We start from the raw sequence: 16,424 nt of genomic DNA, 5'->3' as shown, positions 1-16,424 counted from the left end.
CTGCGAGGTCGGCACGGTGACCGCCCCGGCGTTGTTGGGAAGTCGGCAGGCCGGTTCATGCCGTGACCTCAGCACCAAGTCCCTGCCGCGCCGCCCGACGACGCGCCCGCCGCTGCTGGCCGCGCGCGCCCAGCACCAGCATCGCCGGGGTGACCAGCAGCGTCAGCAGCGTCGCCGCCACCAGCCCGCCCGCAATAGTTGTCGATAGCTCGGTCCACCACTGGCTGGAGGGCGCCCCAAACACCATGCTGCCGGTCAGCAGATCCAGCTTCATGCCCAGCACCATCGGCATCAAGCCCAGCACCGTTGTCAGCGAGGTCAGCACCACAGGGCGCAACCGCAGCGCCCCAGCCCGCAACGCCGCCTCACGAGGGGACTGCCCGGCGCGGCGCTGTGCGTTATAGGTGTCGATCAGCACGATATTGGTGTTCACCACGATGCCCGCCAGCGCAATCACCCCGATGCCGCCCATCACCACGCCAAACGGCCGCCCTGCCACCAGCAGCCCCAACAGCACCCCCGCAATGGAGAAGATGATCGCCGACATCACCACCGCGGCCTGATAGAAACTGTTGAACTGCGCAATCAGGATCACCGCCATCAGCACCACCGCCGTCACAAACGCAAGGATGAGAAACCGCATCGCGGCATCCTGCTCCTCGGCCTCGCCCTTGAACCGCCAGTTGGCCCCCTCGGGCAGATCCGCCACCGCCATCGCCTGGCGCAGCCGTTCGATCTGCGCATCCGCCAGCAACCCCGGCGCCACATTGGCCGACAGCGTCAGCACCCGCGATTGATCCCGCCGCTCGATCGAGCCGGAGCGCGGCACCGGTGCAAAGCGGGTAAAATTGGCAATCGGCACCAGCCCGGAGGCGGTCGGCACGCGCAGAGCCCGCAGCCCGTCGAAATTGCGCTCCGCCACCGGGAACCGCACCCGCACATCCACCGACTCCGCCACATCATCGGGGCGAAAGCTGGTCACCATCACGCCATGGGTCAGCAATTGCACCGTCTGGCCCAGAAGATTGAGGTCGGCGCCATAGCGCGCGGCCTCGGCACGGTCGATCTCGATCCGCCATTCCACTCCGGGCAATGCCCGGCTGTCGGCCACATCGGTGAAACCACCGATCCCGGTCATGATCTCGCGGATCTGTGCCACCGCAGCCTCCGCCACGGAGGGGTCGCGGGCGGTGATATGCAGATCCAGCGGCTTGTCACCGCTTGGCCCGTCGTCGGTCTCCACCCGCACCTCGACCCCCGGCAGATCCGCCACCTCGGCACGGATCCCCGCGCCAATCTCAGCGGCGGGCGGCCGCTGGTCCCAGGGGTCCAGCTCCAGCTGGATGGTGCCGATCAGGTCCAGATCATCGCCCCCGCCAAGCGAGGCCACTGCGTAAACGCTGGTGATGCCCTCGGTCTGCAACAGCTGATCCTCCACCACGCGCACCAGCGCATCACGCTCATGGATCGAGAAATTGTCCCGCGCGCGCAGCTGCACCTGCATGAATTCAGGCTCTATTTTGGGGAAAAACGTCAGCCCCGACCCGTATTTCCCATAAAGCCCAAACGTCCCCAGCAACAGAGCAAGGCTCAACAGAACGGTGGTGCCGGGAAACAGCAACGCCCGCTGCAACATCCGTGCATAGATCCCGGCCATCCCGCGCCCCAGACGCGGATCGCCATGTTCCGCAGCATGGAGCGCCTGTTTTGCCGCCGCAGTTTGGGGGGACCGACGCGCGATCACCCCGCCCAGCACCGGAATGAACACCAGCGCCATCAACAACGATGCCGCCAGCGTCACGATCACGGTGATTGGCAGGAATTTCATGAACTCACCAGTGGTGCCGGTCCAGAAGAGCAGTGGCACGAACACGCTGAGCGTGGTTGCTGTGGACGACAGCAGCGGTCCCGCCATACGCCCCGCCGCCGCGCGGTAGGCCTCGGCCGCTGTCCGGCCCTCCTGCAGGTAGCGGTCGGCCAGCTCCGTGGTGACAATGGCGCCATCCACCAACATTCCGACCACCAGGATCAGCGAGAACAGCACCACGATGTTCATGGTGATCCCCATCGCCCAGAGCAGCGCCACACCGGCTAGAAACGCACCGGGGATCGACAGCCCGACCAGCAGCGCCGGCCGCAGTCCCAGCGCATAGATCACCACCAGCATCACCAGCACGATCGCCGCCACCACATTGGCCTCCAGATCACCCAGCATGGTCTCCACCTCGCGGCTCTCATCCAGCAGATAATCAATCCGGACGCTCTGCGGCCAGTCCTGCTGCGCGGTGGCGATCACCGCCTTTGCCGCCGCCACGGTCTCGATGATATTGGCGCCGCTGCGTTTGGTGATATCCAGCGTCAGCGCCGACTGGCCATTGATCCGGGCAAAGCTGCGCGGGTCCTCAAACCGGCGCCGCACCACGGCGATATCGCCAAGGGTCACCACCGCGCCGCCCTCCACCTTCACCGGCATCTGCATCAGATCCGCGGCCCCATCGACCAACCCGGGCACCTTCAGCACAAAGCGCCCGGCGGCCCCGTCGATGGCCCCGGCGGCAATCATCGCATTGTTGCGGTTGATCTGACCGACCAGCGCCTCAAACGACAGGCCATAGGTGGCAAAGGCGACAGGGTCGATCAGCACCTCCAGCAGATCCGACCGCCCGCCGCCGATGTCAACCTCCAGCACGCCGGTCAGCGCCTCCAGCCGGGTTTCCAGCTCCCGCGCCATGCGGTTCAGGCTGCGCTCCGGTACCGGGCCGGACAGCACCGTGGTCAGCACCGGAAACAACGCCGTATTGATCTCCACCACCACCGGCTCGGTCGCGGCCTCCGGCAGGTCGGGGCGGGTCTGATCCACAGCCACGCGCACCCGGTCCAGCGCCTCCGCCACATCGGCGCCCGCCTCAAATTCCAGCGTCACGCTGGCATAACCCTCATAGGCGTGGCCCTTCATTTCCTTCAGATCCGCCAGCCCGCTCAACCCGGTTTCCAGCGGCTTCACCAGCAGCCGCTCGCTGTCCTCCGGCGAAATGCCCGACAGGCTGGTGCTGACATAGACAAAGGGGATCGGGATATCCGGATTGCTTTCCTTCGGAATACTCACATAGGCATAGGCCCCACCGCACAGCAGCGCCGCAAAGATCAGGATCACCGCCCGGCTGCGGGCAAAGATCACCGCGAGACACCCGCTCATCGCCGCTCCTCCGCGCCTGCGACCTGTCCCTTGGTTTCTCCTGCATCTCGGGGCCGCACCTCCTCGCCTGCGGTGACAAATCCCTGCCCCACAGTGATCAGCCGCAGCTGATCCGGCAGTCCGCTGACCCAGACGCCATCCCGCTCGGACTGGACGATCTCCACCGGGGTAAAGACCACGCGATCCGTGTCATCCACGCTCTTGATGCCGAGCACCCCGGCCATGTCCAGCGAGAGTAGCGCCGGAGACAGAAAATGCGCCTGCACAACGTCCAACGGCACCGCAATCCGGGCGCTGATCCCCGCCGGGATCGGGGGCGCATTGGAACTGGACGGATTGTCCAGGACCACCTCAGCGGCAAAGCTGCGGGTATCGGCCTGCGCGCTTTGCCCTAGAAAACTCAGACGCCCCTCGGCGCTGTTCCCGTTCAAAAACCGCACCTGCGCCAAGGCCCCGGCACGCAAGGCCCCTCGCTGGTGCTGCGGCACCTGAAAACTCACCCGCAGAGGATCCAGCGCCACCACCCGCGCCACTGCCGCCCCCTCCTGAACATAGGCACCGGGGGTGAGGTCGAATGCCTCCAAATGACCGGCGAAGGGCGCGGTGATGCGCGTCTCTGCAAGGCCCTGACGGGCGGCGGCCAGATCCGCCTTGGCCACGGCCAGCGCCTCGCGCGCCTCGCTCAGCCGCTGTTCCGTGGTGGATCCACGCTGATGCAACGCGGCGGCCCGCGTATGATCCCGCTCCGCCCGCAGCAAAGACGCCTCCGCTCGCGCCAGCGACGCCGTGCGCTGCGCAGGCTGCAAATTAGCGAGGAGCTGCCCCGCCTCTACCCGCGCGCCCTTAGCCACCGCTACGCTGGCCACATGGCCGGACATCTCGGCCCTCAGGGTTGCATCCCGGTCGGGTTTGCTGACCCCTTCGGCACGCAGCATCCGGGTCACCGGGGCGGCCTGTGACAGGCGCACCGCGACCGAAACAGGCTCTATTGCAGGAGTTTTCGCATTACCGCCGCTTGCCACAGGGGCGGCAGGCCAGACCAGACCAGCCGCCATCCAGATCACCAGCCCGGCGCAAATCATCGCCGCCAGACGCGGCGGCCATTTGGCCTCCGGGTCGCTGACAAACTCCAACCCCGCAGAATCCGCCCCGCCCGCGCAGCCGGGGGGCTGCGGGGCTGAGGCGGGCTGTGCCACAGTTGCCGTTGCAGGCCGGATCACCTGAGGGTCCGGCGCCGCTGGGGGTACAGTCGGGGCACGTGTCTCAGCGGCCTGCGACGTTGGGGACGTCTCGTTCACGGCAGAGACTGGTGGCACAGCGACAGCAGAGCCTGCCGGAGACGCGGTGTCACCCCGCGCCCCCTCTGCCCTACCCTGCTGGTTCGCATGAAGCGGGGTGGCCATGGATCAGAAGCTGTAGATCAGGCCAAGCCCAACCGAATAGCGATCCTTGTTGTTGGTCAGCGGGCTGTCGTGCACCTTCTTGTCGACCAGCTGATAATCCACCGTACCCAGCACCGACACTGTGTCGCTGATCGGATAGATCACGGTCATATCGACAAACGGCTCGGTGGTGGAGCCGACATCATAGGCGGCGCGCTGCGCGTTAGCCTCGCTCGCCGACACCCCGTAAAGGAAGTTGTTCAGCTTGCCGTCCCGCATCCGCGCACCGGCGCCGATATCGACCCCCAGCTGGCCCATCTGGAACTCGGTCCCGAACTTGGCCTCGACGTGATAGCCGTCATGCTCATTTGAGACATCCGCCATCGCGCTACCGGCCACATAGAAGCCGTCAAACCGATAGGTAACATCAAACCCGGCCTCAATCGGGGTGCTGCGCTTCAACCCGGCAAACAGCGGCTTGTTCTCCGGGAAATCCGGTTTCTCACCTGCGCCCACACGCACCGAGACCTCCAGATCCTCACTGTTCAGGAAATGATAGGCGACCCCGTCCCATCCGATATGCAACCGATCACTGTCATAAGACACAAACGGCAGCGCCGCGGCCTCCGTGCCTTCGCCTTTATACTGATCGGAGGCCGCAAACGCCCCCAGCCCAAGGGTGAACTGCCCGTTGGCAAACAGCCCCTCAGCGGCGGCGCCTGATGCGCCCGCCAGAAAACACGCGGTCACGAGAGCGGCGCTGCGTTGAAAATTCATTGTCGTATCCTTTTTCAGGTCTTGGTTGGGTATCTGTGATTTGCCCCCCGCTGCGCGTGTTCCGCAGCAAGCGTCGGGGCGAATGAAAGCAAGGTATTCGGCGTCTTTAGATCAGGCGCCAGACGGAGATCGTCTCAGCCGTCAGGCGCGGGCGCAGATCCCTGTCCGTGCGGACACATCCGGACAACGGACAACAGGTCCGGCGCGGATCAGCGCCGCCGATGGGTGATATCGGCATGAACCACACAGGGCTCCGCAGAGCCGATCTGCCGGGCGATGCGCGGCGGGAAGGTGATCGTGGCCACCGCCTTCTGATCGATCAGCCCCTCCGAGATCACCCGTGTCTTCAGCGCGGTCACCGTTGTGACCTTGCCAAACAGGGTGCGCTCAACCTCTGTCATCACCCCTTCCCAGCGGTTGGGGCTGGTGCGGGTCCAGTCGATATCGACCTCCCAGGCCGCATTCAGATGGTTGAGGTCCAGCGGGGTAGAGAATGTCAGCGGCTTGGAATACAGCACCTCATCCTCGGCGTCGGCCTCAATCTCGCGCCGCAGGGTGGCTGAACAGCCACTGACCGAGCGGAACTGCATCAGCGCCAGCCAATGACCATCACGTGGCTGGATATCATCAGCACCGGCGCCGGCACGGGTCGCAGGTGACACTCCGATGGCAAGCCCCAGCGCGATGCAGACCATCACCGGCAGCAGGGGCACATTGCGCCGGTACTGCCGCAGGGCCGCGGTCAAGTGACGGGGATGAAAAGAAGCTCTGAGCATGGCGCGGTCTCTCTCTGGCCAGATATCGGGATGGGCGACCACAGCGGGTCATCGGGGCAGCGCATCGGCCACCTTGGACACAGCTGTGACATACCCCCGCGCCCCTGTCGTCCAACCGGGCCGGAAAGGACGTGACCCCTGCCCGTCCCGGCAGGACAGGACGCTGGATAGGGTATTTTGGCCCGCAGATCGGCCATGTCAGTGCTGATCAGTCATCGACTCGCTTGACATGATACCAAAAGGTTTCATATAAAGAGATACCATAAGGTATCATATAGAGGAGCACAGACCGCCATGGCCCAGGCGCCACAGCACCCGTCGGCGACACACCCGCCTGATCAGCCGCCAGAACAGTTGGCTGAGCAGATGGCCTTTCGTGCCCTCGCCGACCCGACTCGCCGCCGGATTCTGCGGCTTCTGGCGCAGGACAGCCTGACCATCGCCGAGGTGGCCGAGAATTTTCAGATGACCCGTGCGGCGGTGAAAAAGCATCTCATCATTCTGGACGAGGGCAATCTGATCTCGGTCCGCACCGAAGGGCGCGCCCGCCTCAATCGCCTCAATACGGACGGGCTGCGACAGGTGTTCGACTGGTTCGGCTTCTTTGATGCCTTCTGGGACGACCGCCTTGCGACGCTCAAATCCGAAATCGAAAAGGACATCCAATGACCGATACGATCCTGCGCAAATCCATCTATCTGAGGGCCACCCCGGCCCAGGTCTGGGCCTATCTGACCGAACCGGAAAAACTGGCGATCTGGTTTCACAAGCCCAAGACCCCGCTGGTCGAAGGCCCCTATGAAATGTTCGGCACCGAAAGCGGAAAAAGGCTGATGTGGGGTGAGGTGCATCTGGCCGAGCCGTACACCCGGCTTGAGTATAGTTTCACCATCGCGCCAATGGGCGATCAGACCAGCACCGTCTCCTGGACCCTGACAGAGGTCCCCGGCGGCACCAATCTATCGCTGAGCCACACCGGGCTGCCGCAGGGGGTTGAGGCCTTCGATCTGTTGCTGGCGCTGGACAAGGGATGGGACGAACATCTGGCCCGCATGCGAAGCTCCGCCCACGAGAGCTGAGCAGAGGGTGACATATGGCAATCTGCTCCCGGCACGCGGATCAGCGGCGCCGCGGGTGGATCAGCCGATCACCGTAACGCCGGGAATGTTGCGGATCAGCTCGACATCCTCGAAATAGCGATCCGTCATCGTATCGACAAAGCCCTGCGACCAGCCGGGCAGGTCGATTTCTTCCTCAACCGCATCTTCGGAGTGGAAGTAGGACAGGAACAGCTCCCGCACCTGATCGCGCTGCGCCTCACTCAGCTGCGGGCGCGCGGCGAGATACGCCTCCAGCCGCCGGGTGCCTTCTTCGGTCATCGCCTGCCGCAGAATATCCGTCTCACCGGCAAAGCGGTAGCCCGCCCCCTGCCCGGTGATTTGCCCCAGCACCCGCGGCCACACCACCGGGGTTTCTTCGTTGCACCAGACGGTGATGCCGCAATCGGGATTGGCGCTCAGGATATCGCCGACCACCTCGGACCAGCGCAGTTCCATCAGATCCGTATCCCCGGCAAACCCGTACCAGTCCTTCTGCGACTGCGCGCCAAAGGCGGTGGGCACCAGTGTCGCCGGATTGCACAGGCCGAGGAAAAACTCACAGCGTGTCTGCGGAAACACCGCGCGCAGCGCGGCCGTATTGGCCCCGGCGTTCTTGTATAGGCGCCCGCCGTTCAGCATCCAGGCCGGTACGCCCAGAATGCTCGACATCGACAGCACCACCCGCGACGCATCCGCCTCGCGCAGCACGCTGTCGAGAAACGCGTCGCAGTCTTCCTCGTCCACGCCCTCCTTGGCAGCGCGGCCTTTCAGATCGGTCAGCTCCTTCAGATAGGTGCCCGGACGCCGCACCAGCACACCCTCCTTCAGCAGCCGCCCCGCATCCTTGCGCAAGGACCAGACCAGCTGATCCTCATCGGTGAACGGCGCGCCGATATGCAGCGCAACGGTCAGCTCTTCCGACCCTTGCGCGGGCGCGGTCGAGAGGCTCTGCTGTTCTGTCATAATCCAACTCCGCCCCAAGGCTGTTGCGTGATAGGTGGCACCGGATCCGTCACCACAGCCGAAACTGCGACCGTTGATCCCTGTCCCCAAACCGGGAAACCCACCCCGCAGAATTGCCGCGGTGTTTGTCTTAGTTTTGTCCCAATTTTGTCCTTTCTGTAGCGAGCGCCCGGAAGAAGAGTCAATGCACCGACCCGACCCCCGCACGCCCAGCCCACAGGATCGGCAATCCCCAGCCGATCGCGGCCGATGGTGGCCTAGCCCGCCAACTGTGGCTGGTCTGCGTCCTCATCCACTGCGACAGACTGTGGAAAGCTGACAGTGAACACTGCGCCACGCGGCTGCGCGGCCGAGACCTGAACCGTCCCGCCCCAGCTCTCAACGGTTTTCTTGATGAAGGCCAGCCCCAGCCCACTGCCCTCGGTCGAGGCAGACAGCCGGTGAAATGGGGCAAAAATCTGCTCCCTGTGCTCTTCAGGGATGCCAGGTCCGTCATCGCGCACCGAAAGCATCACCGCATCGCCGTCGCTCTCCGCGCTAAGGATAATGGTACCACGATCCCGATCGTGGTGCTGCAACGCATTGGCGATCAGATTGCGCATCACCATGTCAAAGGCGATGGGATTGACCCGCAGGCGTGGCATATTGGCCTCGATGATCACCTCAAACCCTTCGCGCGGTCCGGCTAGATCCAGCACCTCCTGCAGGCGCGGCGACGGCTCAATCACCTCGGACCGGTGGCTTTCACTTTGGGTTGTTGAATAGACCAGCAGGTCCTGCACCAGCCGCATCATGCGATGGGACAGCCGTTCCATCTGCAACCAGTTGTCCTCAATTTCCGGCGGCAGCGTGATGCCAGCCTCTTCCATGTCTTCGGCCATGAACTCAATCAGATTGAGCAGGCTGAACAGCGGCGCCTTCAGATCATGCGCAGTAATAGAGGAGAACGTGCGCAGATCCTCATTTGCCGCCTCAAGTGAAACCGCCTGCTGCGCGATGGTGTCCTGCTGTTTCTGCAATTGGCTGACATCCACCCGCAACGATGCGAAATGCCGCGCGCCCAATTTGACATCCCGGGCCTGAAACACCCGGCCATCCTGTGTCCGCACGGTCCGCACCTCTGACCGACCACGCCGCATATCCTCGATAAACAGATCGACCTTTTCCAAGATTTCCGCATCGCTGAGCTTATTCTGAATGGTGCCGTCAACATAGGATTGCACGATCATCTGCCGCATGGTTGCGCCCTTCTTCAAGGCGGGCACCATACTGGGAAAGATCAGTTCAAACCCGTGGTTCCAGTGTATGGCTCGGAGATTGTCATCATAAATCACGATCGCGGCGGCCACCTCATCCAGTGCGCCGATCAGCAGCTGATCACTGGCCCGGTCTCGCGACAGCTCGGCCGAGCGCCGACGGTAGTGAAAGAACCAATAGCTCAGCACCAGGATCGCTGCCAGCATCACCGCTGAAATCAGCAGCCCCCACCGCACCAGCACATTGTCCCACAGCGTCCGCGAGCGGCCAAACCAAGTCTGTTCCAGTTCTGACAGGAATTTGTCTGATACGCTGCTGTAGATCGCTGCATTCAGCACCGTGCGCAGCGGCTCATTTTCAGCAGCCACCACAAACCCATATGGGCTGGTCACCAGGGGCGGCTCCAGCGCAACAATCCGGTCTTCAACTTCAGCCGTCCGCAGGCGCCGCAGAAAGCCATTGTGCGCCGACACCACAGCGTCAATCTCACCAGCCAGCAACGGCAGGATGAGATCATCGCTGGTGTCAAATTCTACCAGTCTTGCAAAGGGGATCAGCCGTGCACCGGAAACTGCGAAGCTGCCACGCACCACGCCAACAGTGGTACCCGTAAGATCACCGAGGTTGGCAATAGATCCATTGCCCCGCACAAAGGCGCGCAATTCAAAGGCGCCCAGCTCCTCCGTTGCCAGCCCCGCCGCCAGCCGTTCCGGGGTCAGCGCCAGCAATGAGGTCACATCCGCCGCACCGCTGCGCAACTCCTCCAGCATACCGGCCGGGTTCTCAGTGGGCTGAAACACGACATCATACCCTGCGGCATCAGCGATCCGGCGCATGATATCAATGGAGACCCCCTGGGGTTGCCCATCGCTATCCGTGAAGGAATACGGATGAAACTCCTCATAGGTCATGCGGATAGGCTCCGCCGTCGCCATGGTCCCAACCGCTGCGCCTGTTGCCAAGAGGATCACAAGCGCGATCTGCCTGATCATGAGAGAATAGAAAATCTGCAAGTGCCGTCCTGCCATGCGTGCCAGTAGTGACACCAATCTGGACGTGAAATACTGAATTGGAGGTTAAAACCGCCAGATAGATACATGTTTAAACATTAATTCGCGCAAAAAGTGATCCAAACCGGGAACCCTTCCAAGACTTGGGGCACAAAGCTGATGCTCTGCGCCCCTGAAGGTGATCAGCAGGCCGCATATTGCCGCCGACTATCGTTTTTCGTACTGGGATTACTGCTCATAGTCGGGCAGCTGTTCCAGTTCTTCTTTGCTCATCGAAACATAGGCCCGCAGGTCGCCACCGTCATCGGCCCGCAGCACGTCCATTTTGCTCAGCTCCAGCTCTACCGGTTTTTCACCCAGCCCCAGGAAGCCGCCGATGTCAGCCACAATTGACTTCACCTTGCCATCATTGGTCAGGTTGATCTGCGATACTTCGCCGATCCACTCGTCGTTGCTGTCATAGAGCGGTGCGCCAGTCAGCTCTTCGCTGGTCAGATCGGTGGCCACGACGTTGGCAAACCCATCACGTTCAAAGACATCTTTGACGGTCTCTTCGGTGTTTTCCGCCATTGCGTCAGCGTCATTTTTGATCTCGCCGGCGGCCGCAGTCGCATCCTGCTTCATTTCATCGGTCGCCGCATCCGCCTGACGGGTCCAATCATAAGTCGGCGCCTCTTTCAGCACGTCAGCCGAAGCTTCCATCACTAGGAAAAAATCACTCAGGTCTTCGGCGGTTGAGCTATCGGCAACAAATTTCACCGATTTCATATCTACAGCGACCTGATTTTCGCCCATGCCGAGGAAGCCGCCGATATCAACCAGAACGGAATCCACGGTGCCGTCGCGGTTCAGCACCACATCGTTGATTTCACCGATGTCGTCCCATTCTTTCTGGACACCATTATACTCGGTCGCATCTTGGCCATTCTCGGCACGGTAGACACGCATACCGATAAATTCAGACGCATGGATCGCCATCGGATCGGCTTCGGCGCGGAACATATCACCATGGCCATCGGCCAGAACGGCAGTTGCAGGTGTCAGGGCAATTGCGGTGGAGAGAAGCAGATTTTTCATTGTTTTCATCCTCTTGTGCTGTCAGCGAAGTGTTTGCTGTTACTGGTGGGATAACTCGACCAGATCAAAGATAGTTCCAACGTTTCTGACTTTTTCTTGCTTAGAAGAACCGGCAGCCGACAGACTCATCATCCACGAAACACGTCTAACAGATGGCTATTCTGCCAAATTCTCCTCTTTGGGATACCGCCCAAAGCCGTTCCCTCACCGCATTTCAGACGGCGCCCCCCCTCAGAACAATCAGACACAGGGCTAAAGTCTCGATATACTTATACGTGTACACCGCATCCACCGATCCCGACCTGGGCCATCCCCAGCCGTTAGCCCAATCTGTCCTCGATCAGCGCCAGCAGTGCCTCAACCTGCTCGGGGTCAAGGCTACGCCCTTTGAGATCAATCCGCACCGTTGTCGGCGCGACTTCTGCAGACAGATCGCCACCGGAAGACAGCCGCCGCGCCGCCAGACGGGTGACCTGACGCGGGCGCCCGCCACGGGGTTTGGCCTCAGGTGTCGGCCCCGCATCTGCCAGTACAGCCTCTAGCAACCGCCACTCGGCGCGCTCATCCACCGGATCCGCCCCGGCCAGCGCAGAGCGCAAGGTCCCCTGCCCGCCCGAGCGCAGCGCGGCGGCTAGTTTCAGCCCGGCCTTCTCCGACAGCGCATTGGGATAGCGCAACAGATCGCCCAGCCCCTCATGCACGGCGGCAAAGCTGCGCACCTTGGAGCGTTTCGCCTTGGAGGCCGCGCCGAACAATGCGTCCACCGCCAACTCCACAGATGGGAATACCCCCTGCCCCGCCACCAGCACCGCGATACGCCCGCGTTCATAGGGCGTCAGATTGGCGCGCAGCTCATTTTCTTCGATCATCGCCACATAGGCGTCCGCACTGTCAGCCCCGCGCCGCAGGAAGGCCGGGATCGCGGCGAAACCGTCTTCGCTCCGGTTCAGCCTCGCATAGGCCTCCAGACGACGGAAGCCGGAGACCAGACCGTAGCCCTCCTCCAGCGCAATCACTTCAACCGGGCTGCGCAAGCCATGGCTGCGGATCGACGCGGTCAACTCGTCCAGCTCCTCCTCATCCATCTGCATCCGGTCCCGGCGCAGATAGTCGCGGTCAATCTCCGCCAACGGGATGCGCAGCACGGTTTCGCCCGCCTCCTCGGCGGCGCGCCAGCGCTCGGCGTCCGCCTTGTCGCGGGCCATTTCCACCCGGTCCGCAACCGATGCCATGCCGTGCAGCTGCGCCGCCTCGGCTGAGACTTTGGCGATGGGGGGTGCGCTGGCCGCGACACCACCGGGCGCCGGATCAAAAGGATTGATGCCGGGTTTCGTCGCGAAACCCTCCTCGATGGCTTCGATCTCGGATGCGTCGGGGGCGCTCAGCCGTCTGCGTTTTGCCATGTTACTCCGCCTCTTCCATCTGGGTATCGCGCCACCAGCTGCCGATGAGCAGCTCTTTGAATTCCGCATAGGTCCGGTCAAAGGTTTCGCGACCGCGTACATAGGTATCGCGGTTGAAGTCGCGATAGTCTGCTTCGTAGATCCCATTCACTTGCTCTCCCGCCTGCCCGACAAGGGCGGTGACATCCTGACGGTAGGCGTTCATGAAATCTCCGAAATAGGCCTGGATCACATTCGCCATATCTGTCTGCTGACTGGCGTCAAAGCGCGTGATCAGCGCCCTTACTACATCCCATTCAAATTTAATTTCCGGCAAACCGGCCGCGCGCTGTGCCATATTCTCCCCCTCCTCAATGGAGGCGAAAGTGGAATAGAGCATATCGAAAAACCGCCCCGTAGAGTCGAACTCAAGGAACGACGCGCCGAGCGGCACCAGCAGAATATCCGCCGCCGCCAGCGCATTGATGGTCAGATAGCCAAGCGCCGGGGGCGTATCAAGAAAGATGATATCGTAGTCATCCAGAATGCCCTCCTGCTCAAGGAAGTTGCTGAGCGCATCCCACAGCGGCCAGCTGCGCAACCCCATGCGCCAGACCGGGATCTGAAATTCCGCCCAGTAGAGATTGAGCTGCGCGCCAATGAGATCAATGTTCGACCAATGGGTTTTCTGGATAACGTTTCGCGACGAAACCCGCAGCGCCTCATTCAGGGTCTCATCCAGTGGTAGCTCGGGTTCTCCGGCGGCAGCGCGCACGGCGTTTTCCGCCACCACCGATTTGGCGTAGTCCTTGGCGATCAGCGGGAAGACGGTGGACCATTCATCTTCCACCGTGCCGCCAAGGATTGAGGTCATCGAGCCTTGGGAATCCAGATCAATCACCAGCACCTTGTAACCATCAAGCGCCGCCGACATCGCCAGATGCGCCGCGGTAGAGGTCTTACCCACGCCGCCTTTGAAATTGGCGACCGCCGTCACCTTTGCGGGCACGCCTTTGGGGCGGTAGGGCAGATATTCTTTGGTTGAGATCCCTTCGGAGGCGAAATGCTGTCGCAGCGCCAGAACCTCCTCCAGCGTGAACCACTTGGAGCCGCCTTCGCCCTCGCCCTGCGGCAAGTCGGGATTGTTCTTCAACACCCGGCGCAGATGCTGCGGCGCCACAGGGATCAGATAGCGGGTGATCTCCCAAGTGGAAAATTTGCGCAGCCGCTTTTCGCCATCGGGAGCATAGCCGCGCCGGGCCAGATCTTCGCGGCCCTTGGTGCACATGGCAGCCGCCTTGGCAAAGCGGGTGGTCTGGATCGGATCCGGCAGCTTGGCAGCGGCCTGTTCCGGGTTCAAATTGAAATAGGGAGGCAAGGTGGGAGAGGTCATGAAGCTGCTCGATCTCTGTGCATAATTTATGCTGGGTCTATGCGCGTGTTTTCTGTTTTCGCTTATATGCCCGAGAATAGGGAACATCTTCGGCGCTGCATAGATAGTATGGACCCATCGCAGGGATTTTTCCGGGTGCCTTATCCGCGCCAAGGGAGGTTTCGCGGCGAAACGTTCCTATTTTCTCTCAAAAACTCAAAAATAGGTCACAGCTAAACGTTTATATTTTTTAGAATCTTTAGAGTCTTTGGCATGGATTACCTACCTGATTACAGTCACTTACCCCAGTTTGGGGACCCGGTTTCGGGTTCAAGGGCACCCAGATACAGGATCAAAGGGACCTATCAGCAGGATAAAAGGGGCCTGAACGCAGGGCAAAAGGCGCCGATTCTCAGGATAGTGATCTTTGCCGATTGGGCCTGTCCTGCCGCGCAAACCACCCTGATGACGCGCCATGATAGACCGCCATAGGGCCGTGATACAGAGCCTGATGCGCTATTTTTGACACTGATCGGGCGAAATATGTGGTGCGCACTGGGCGCGCGCTCTGTGCCTCTGCGGCGCAACACCCGGCGGAATCATGCGATGCTGGGCAGGTGCCACGATTCGCAAGTTGGCCGCCACAATCAGCGGGCGTCCCGTGAACGGGTACCTTTTAGACGACACCCGCCATAGGGGCCAGCTTAGAGGGGGGCGGTGATGCTCGGCTCGGCTGTTCAGTAAAAGGAACCCGTGCGCGGTTGTCGCATGGGTTCCTTTTGTGGCAGGGTATGGCGCAAAAGAGAGCGATGATGACAGGCAGTGATTCCATGGCAGAGCCCAGCTTTGACGAAGAGCGGCTGACCGGCGCGTTGACCCGCGAAACGGTGAAGAAAAACGTGGCTGCGATCCATATCAGTGGTAAGTTGACGCTGCTGCAGCGCAAGCTGTCAAATGTGTTGCTGCTCAACGCCTATGATACGCTGACCTCCGCGCGCAGCCATACCATCGACGCGCGCACTCTGGCGATGATGGTGGGGTATAACTCCAACGATATCGACAGCCTGCGTGCCAGCTTGCGGGCGCTGGCGGAGACCGTCGCGGAATGGGATATGCTGGATGAGCAGGGCCATCAGGAATGGGGCGTCTCCTCGCTGCTCAGCTTTGCCAAGCTGAAAAACGGTGTTTGCGAATATGCTTATTCGCCGGAGCTGGCCAAGAAACTGCATGACCCGAAAATCTTTGCCCTGATCAACGTCAAAATTCAGCGCAACTTCAGCTCTGGTCACGGGCTGGCGCTCTATGAGAATTGCTACCGGTTTGTGCGCACTGGCTCCACTGGCTGGTGGGGGCTGGATATCTTTCGCAAGCTGATGGGGGTGGATGGCTCCGCCTACTACGAGAGTTTCAAACATCTCAACGCCAAGATCATCAAACCGGCGGTGGCTGAGGTCAATAAATCCTCAGACATCATTATCGAACCGCAGACCCGTAAGAAGGGCCGCGCGGTCAGCGAGATCCGCTTTCTGATTCGCGAAAACCCCCAGATGGCGATGTTCCAGATCGACGACAGCGAGGGGCTGCGCCAGCAACCGGTCTATAAGGCACTGCGCGGGCAGGGGGTCTCGGACCGGTTGGCGCGGCAATGGATCACTGAACACGGGGCCGACTATGTGCAGCAGAAGCTGGATTATGTGGCGGGGCAGGGGGCGGTGAAATCACCGCTGGGCTATCTGCGCGCCGCGATTGACGGCGACTACAGCCTGTCGCCGGAGGGGACAGCCGTCCCGCCCATCACCGCTGAGGAAGAGGCCCGCATTCGTGAGGCGCAGGCGCGCCGCGCCGCCGACGCCGCAGCTGAGGCCGCCGCCTTTGACGCGCGCGCCGCCGCCCGCCGTGACCGCGCCCGGTATCTGGATATCGTCGAAAGATTGGTTTCGCGGCGAAACCCGACCCAGCGTGATGCCGACAAGCGGCTGTTCCTGTCGGGGCTGGACAGCGATCTGGACCGCGAGCATTTCCGCCAGCATGGCTGGCGTTCGGCGCTGAATGCCGGGGCGATCATTGCCTTCTGGCAGGAACTGGAGCCGGAGGCATTTGACGGCTAGGGCGGTGGTCGTCGCGGTTGCATT

12 protein-coding genes are annotated in these 16,424 nt (G+C 61.8%); 3 read left to right on the top strand and 9 right to left on the bottom strand.

Translation table 11 applies throughout. The annotated features are described in order from the left end of the window. Positions 1-55: 55 nt before the first annotated feature. From GAL_RS20690 to GAL_RS20675, 4 genes are all read right to left on the bottom strand, one after another. Entirely contained in the window at positions 56-3,196 is a 3,141-nt protein-coding gene (locus GAL_RS20690) for an efflux RND transporter permease subunit (RefSeq protein WP_024099545.1), read from the bottom strand. Further along, a complete protein-coding gene (locus tag GAL_RS20685; RefSeq protein ID WP_024099544.1) occupies positions 3,193-4,599 on the bottom strand; it encodes an efflux RND transporter periplasmic adaptor subunit in 1,407 nt (468 codons plus the stop codon). Before GAL_RS20685 ends, GAL_RS20690 begins: the two co-directional genes overlap by 4 nt. 3 nt (positions 4,600-4,602) lie before the next feature. Then, positions 4,603-5,355: a MipA/OmpV family protein gene (locus GAL_RS20680; protein WP_024099543.1), complete on the bottom strand. Its 753-nt coding sequence runs from the start codon at positions 5,353-5,355 to the stop codon at positions 4,603-4,605. A gap of 209 nt (positions 5,356-5,564) precedes the next feature. Further along, positions 5,565-6,131: a hypothetical protein gene (locus GAL_RS20675; RefSeq protein WP_024099542.1), complete on the bottom strand. Its 567-nt coding sequence runs from the start codon at positions 6,129-6,131 to the stop codon at positions 5,565-5,567. A 294-nt stretch (positions 6,132-6,425) separates the two neighbouring features. On the opposite strand from GAL_RS20675, the gene GAL_RS20670 reads away from it, so the two are divergent. Both GAL_RS20670 and GAL_RS20665 read left to right on the top strand, forming a co-directional pair. Continuing rightward, entirely contained in the window at positions 6,426-6,800 is a 375-nt protein-coding gene (locus GAL_RS20670) for an ArsR/SmtB family transcription factor (protein ID WP_024099541.1), read from the top strand. Beyond that, positions 6,797-7,210: an SRPBCC family protein gene (locus tag GAL_RS20665; protein WP_024099540.1), complete on the top strand. Its 414-nt coding sequence runs from the start codon at positions 6,797-6,799 to the stop codon at positions 7,208-7,210. The genes GAL_RS20670 and GAL_RS20665 overlap by 4 nt, the downstream gene beginning before the upstream one ends. A 60-nt stretch (positions 7,211-7,270) precedes the next feature. Here the strand turns inward: GAL_RS20665 and GAL_RS20660 are convergent, their stop codons facing one another. From GAL_RS20660 to GAL_RS20640, 5 genes are all read right to left on the bottom strand, one after another. Then, a complete protein-coding gene (locus GAL_RS20660; protein ID WP_024099539.1) occupies positions 7,271-8,194 on the bottom strand; it encodes a hypothetical protein in 924 nt (307 codons plus the stop codon). A gap of 257 nt (positions 8,195-8,451) precedes the next feature. Further along, positions 8,452-10,464, bottom strand: coding sequence for an ATP-binding protein (locus GAL_RS20655; RefSeq protein WP_024099538.1), 2,013 nt, complete (start codon positions 10,462-10,464; stop codon positions 8,452-8,454). A gap of 225 nt (positions 10,465-10,689) precedes the next feature. Further along, a complete protein-coding gene (locus GAL_RS20650; RefSeq protein WP_024099537.1) occupies positions 10,690-11,538 on the bottom strand; it encodes a PRC-barrel domain-containing protein in 849 nt (282 codons plus the stop codon). A gap of 320 nt (positions 11,539-11,858) precedes the next feature. Further along, positions 11,859-12,941 (bottom strand): ParB/RepB/Spo0J family partition protein, encoded by a 1,083-nt coding sequence (locus GAL_RS20645; RefSeq protein WP_024099536.1) that lies wholly within the window; start codon positions 12,939-12,941, stop codon positions 11,859-11,861. Between the two features lies 1 nt (position 12,942). Continuing rightward, positions 12,943-14,313 carry an AAA family ATPase gene (locus GAL_RS20640; RefSeq protein WP_024099535.1) on the bottom strand — a complete coding sequence of 457 codons (1,371 nt, stop codon included), beginning with the start codon at positions 14,311-14,313 and terminating at the stop codon, positions 12,943-12,945. An 809-nt stretch (positions 14,314-15,122) separates the two neighbouring features. Between GAL_RS20640 and GAL_RS20635 the strand changes: the two genes are divergently transcribed. Continuing rightward, positions 15,123-16,400: a replication initiation protein gene (locus GAL_RS20635; RefSeq protein ID WP_024099534.1), complete on the top strand. Its 1,278-nt coding sequence runs from the start codon at positions 15,123-15,125 to the stop codon at positions 16,398-16,400. Positions 16,401-16,424: the final 24 nt, after the last annotated feature.

The sequence above is a fragment of the Phaeobacter gallaeciensis DSM 26640 genome, from assembly GCF_000511385.1.
Lineage (GTDB): Bacteria > Pseudomonadota > Alphaproteobacteria > Rhodobacterales > Rhodobacteraceae > Phaeobacter > Phaeobacter gallaeciensis.
Note: the sequence above shows the minus strand (reverse complement) of the source record. Positions and strands in the feature narration are given on the sequence as shown.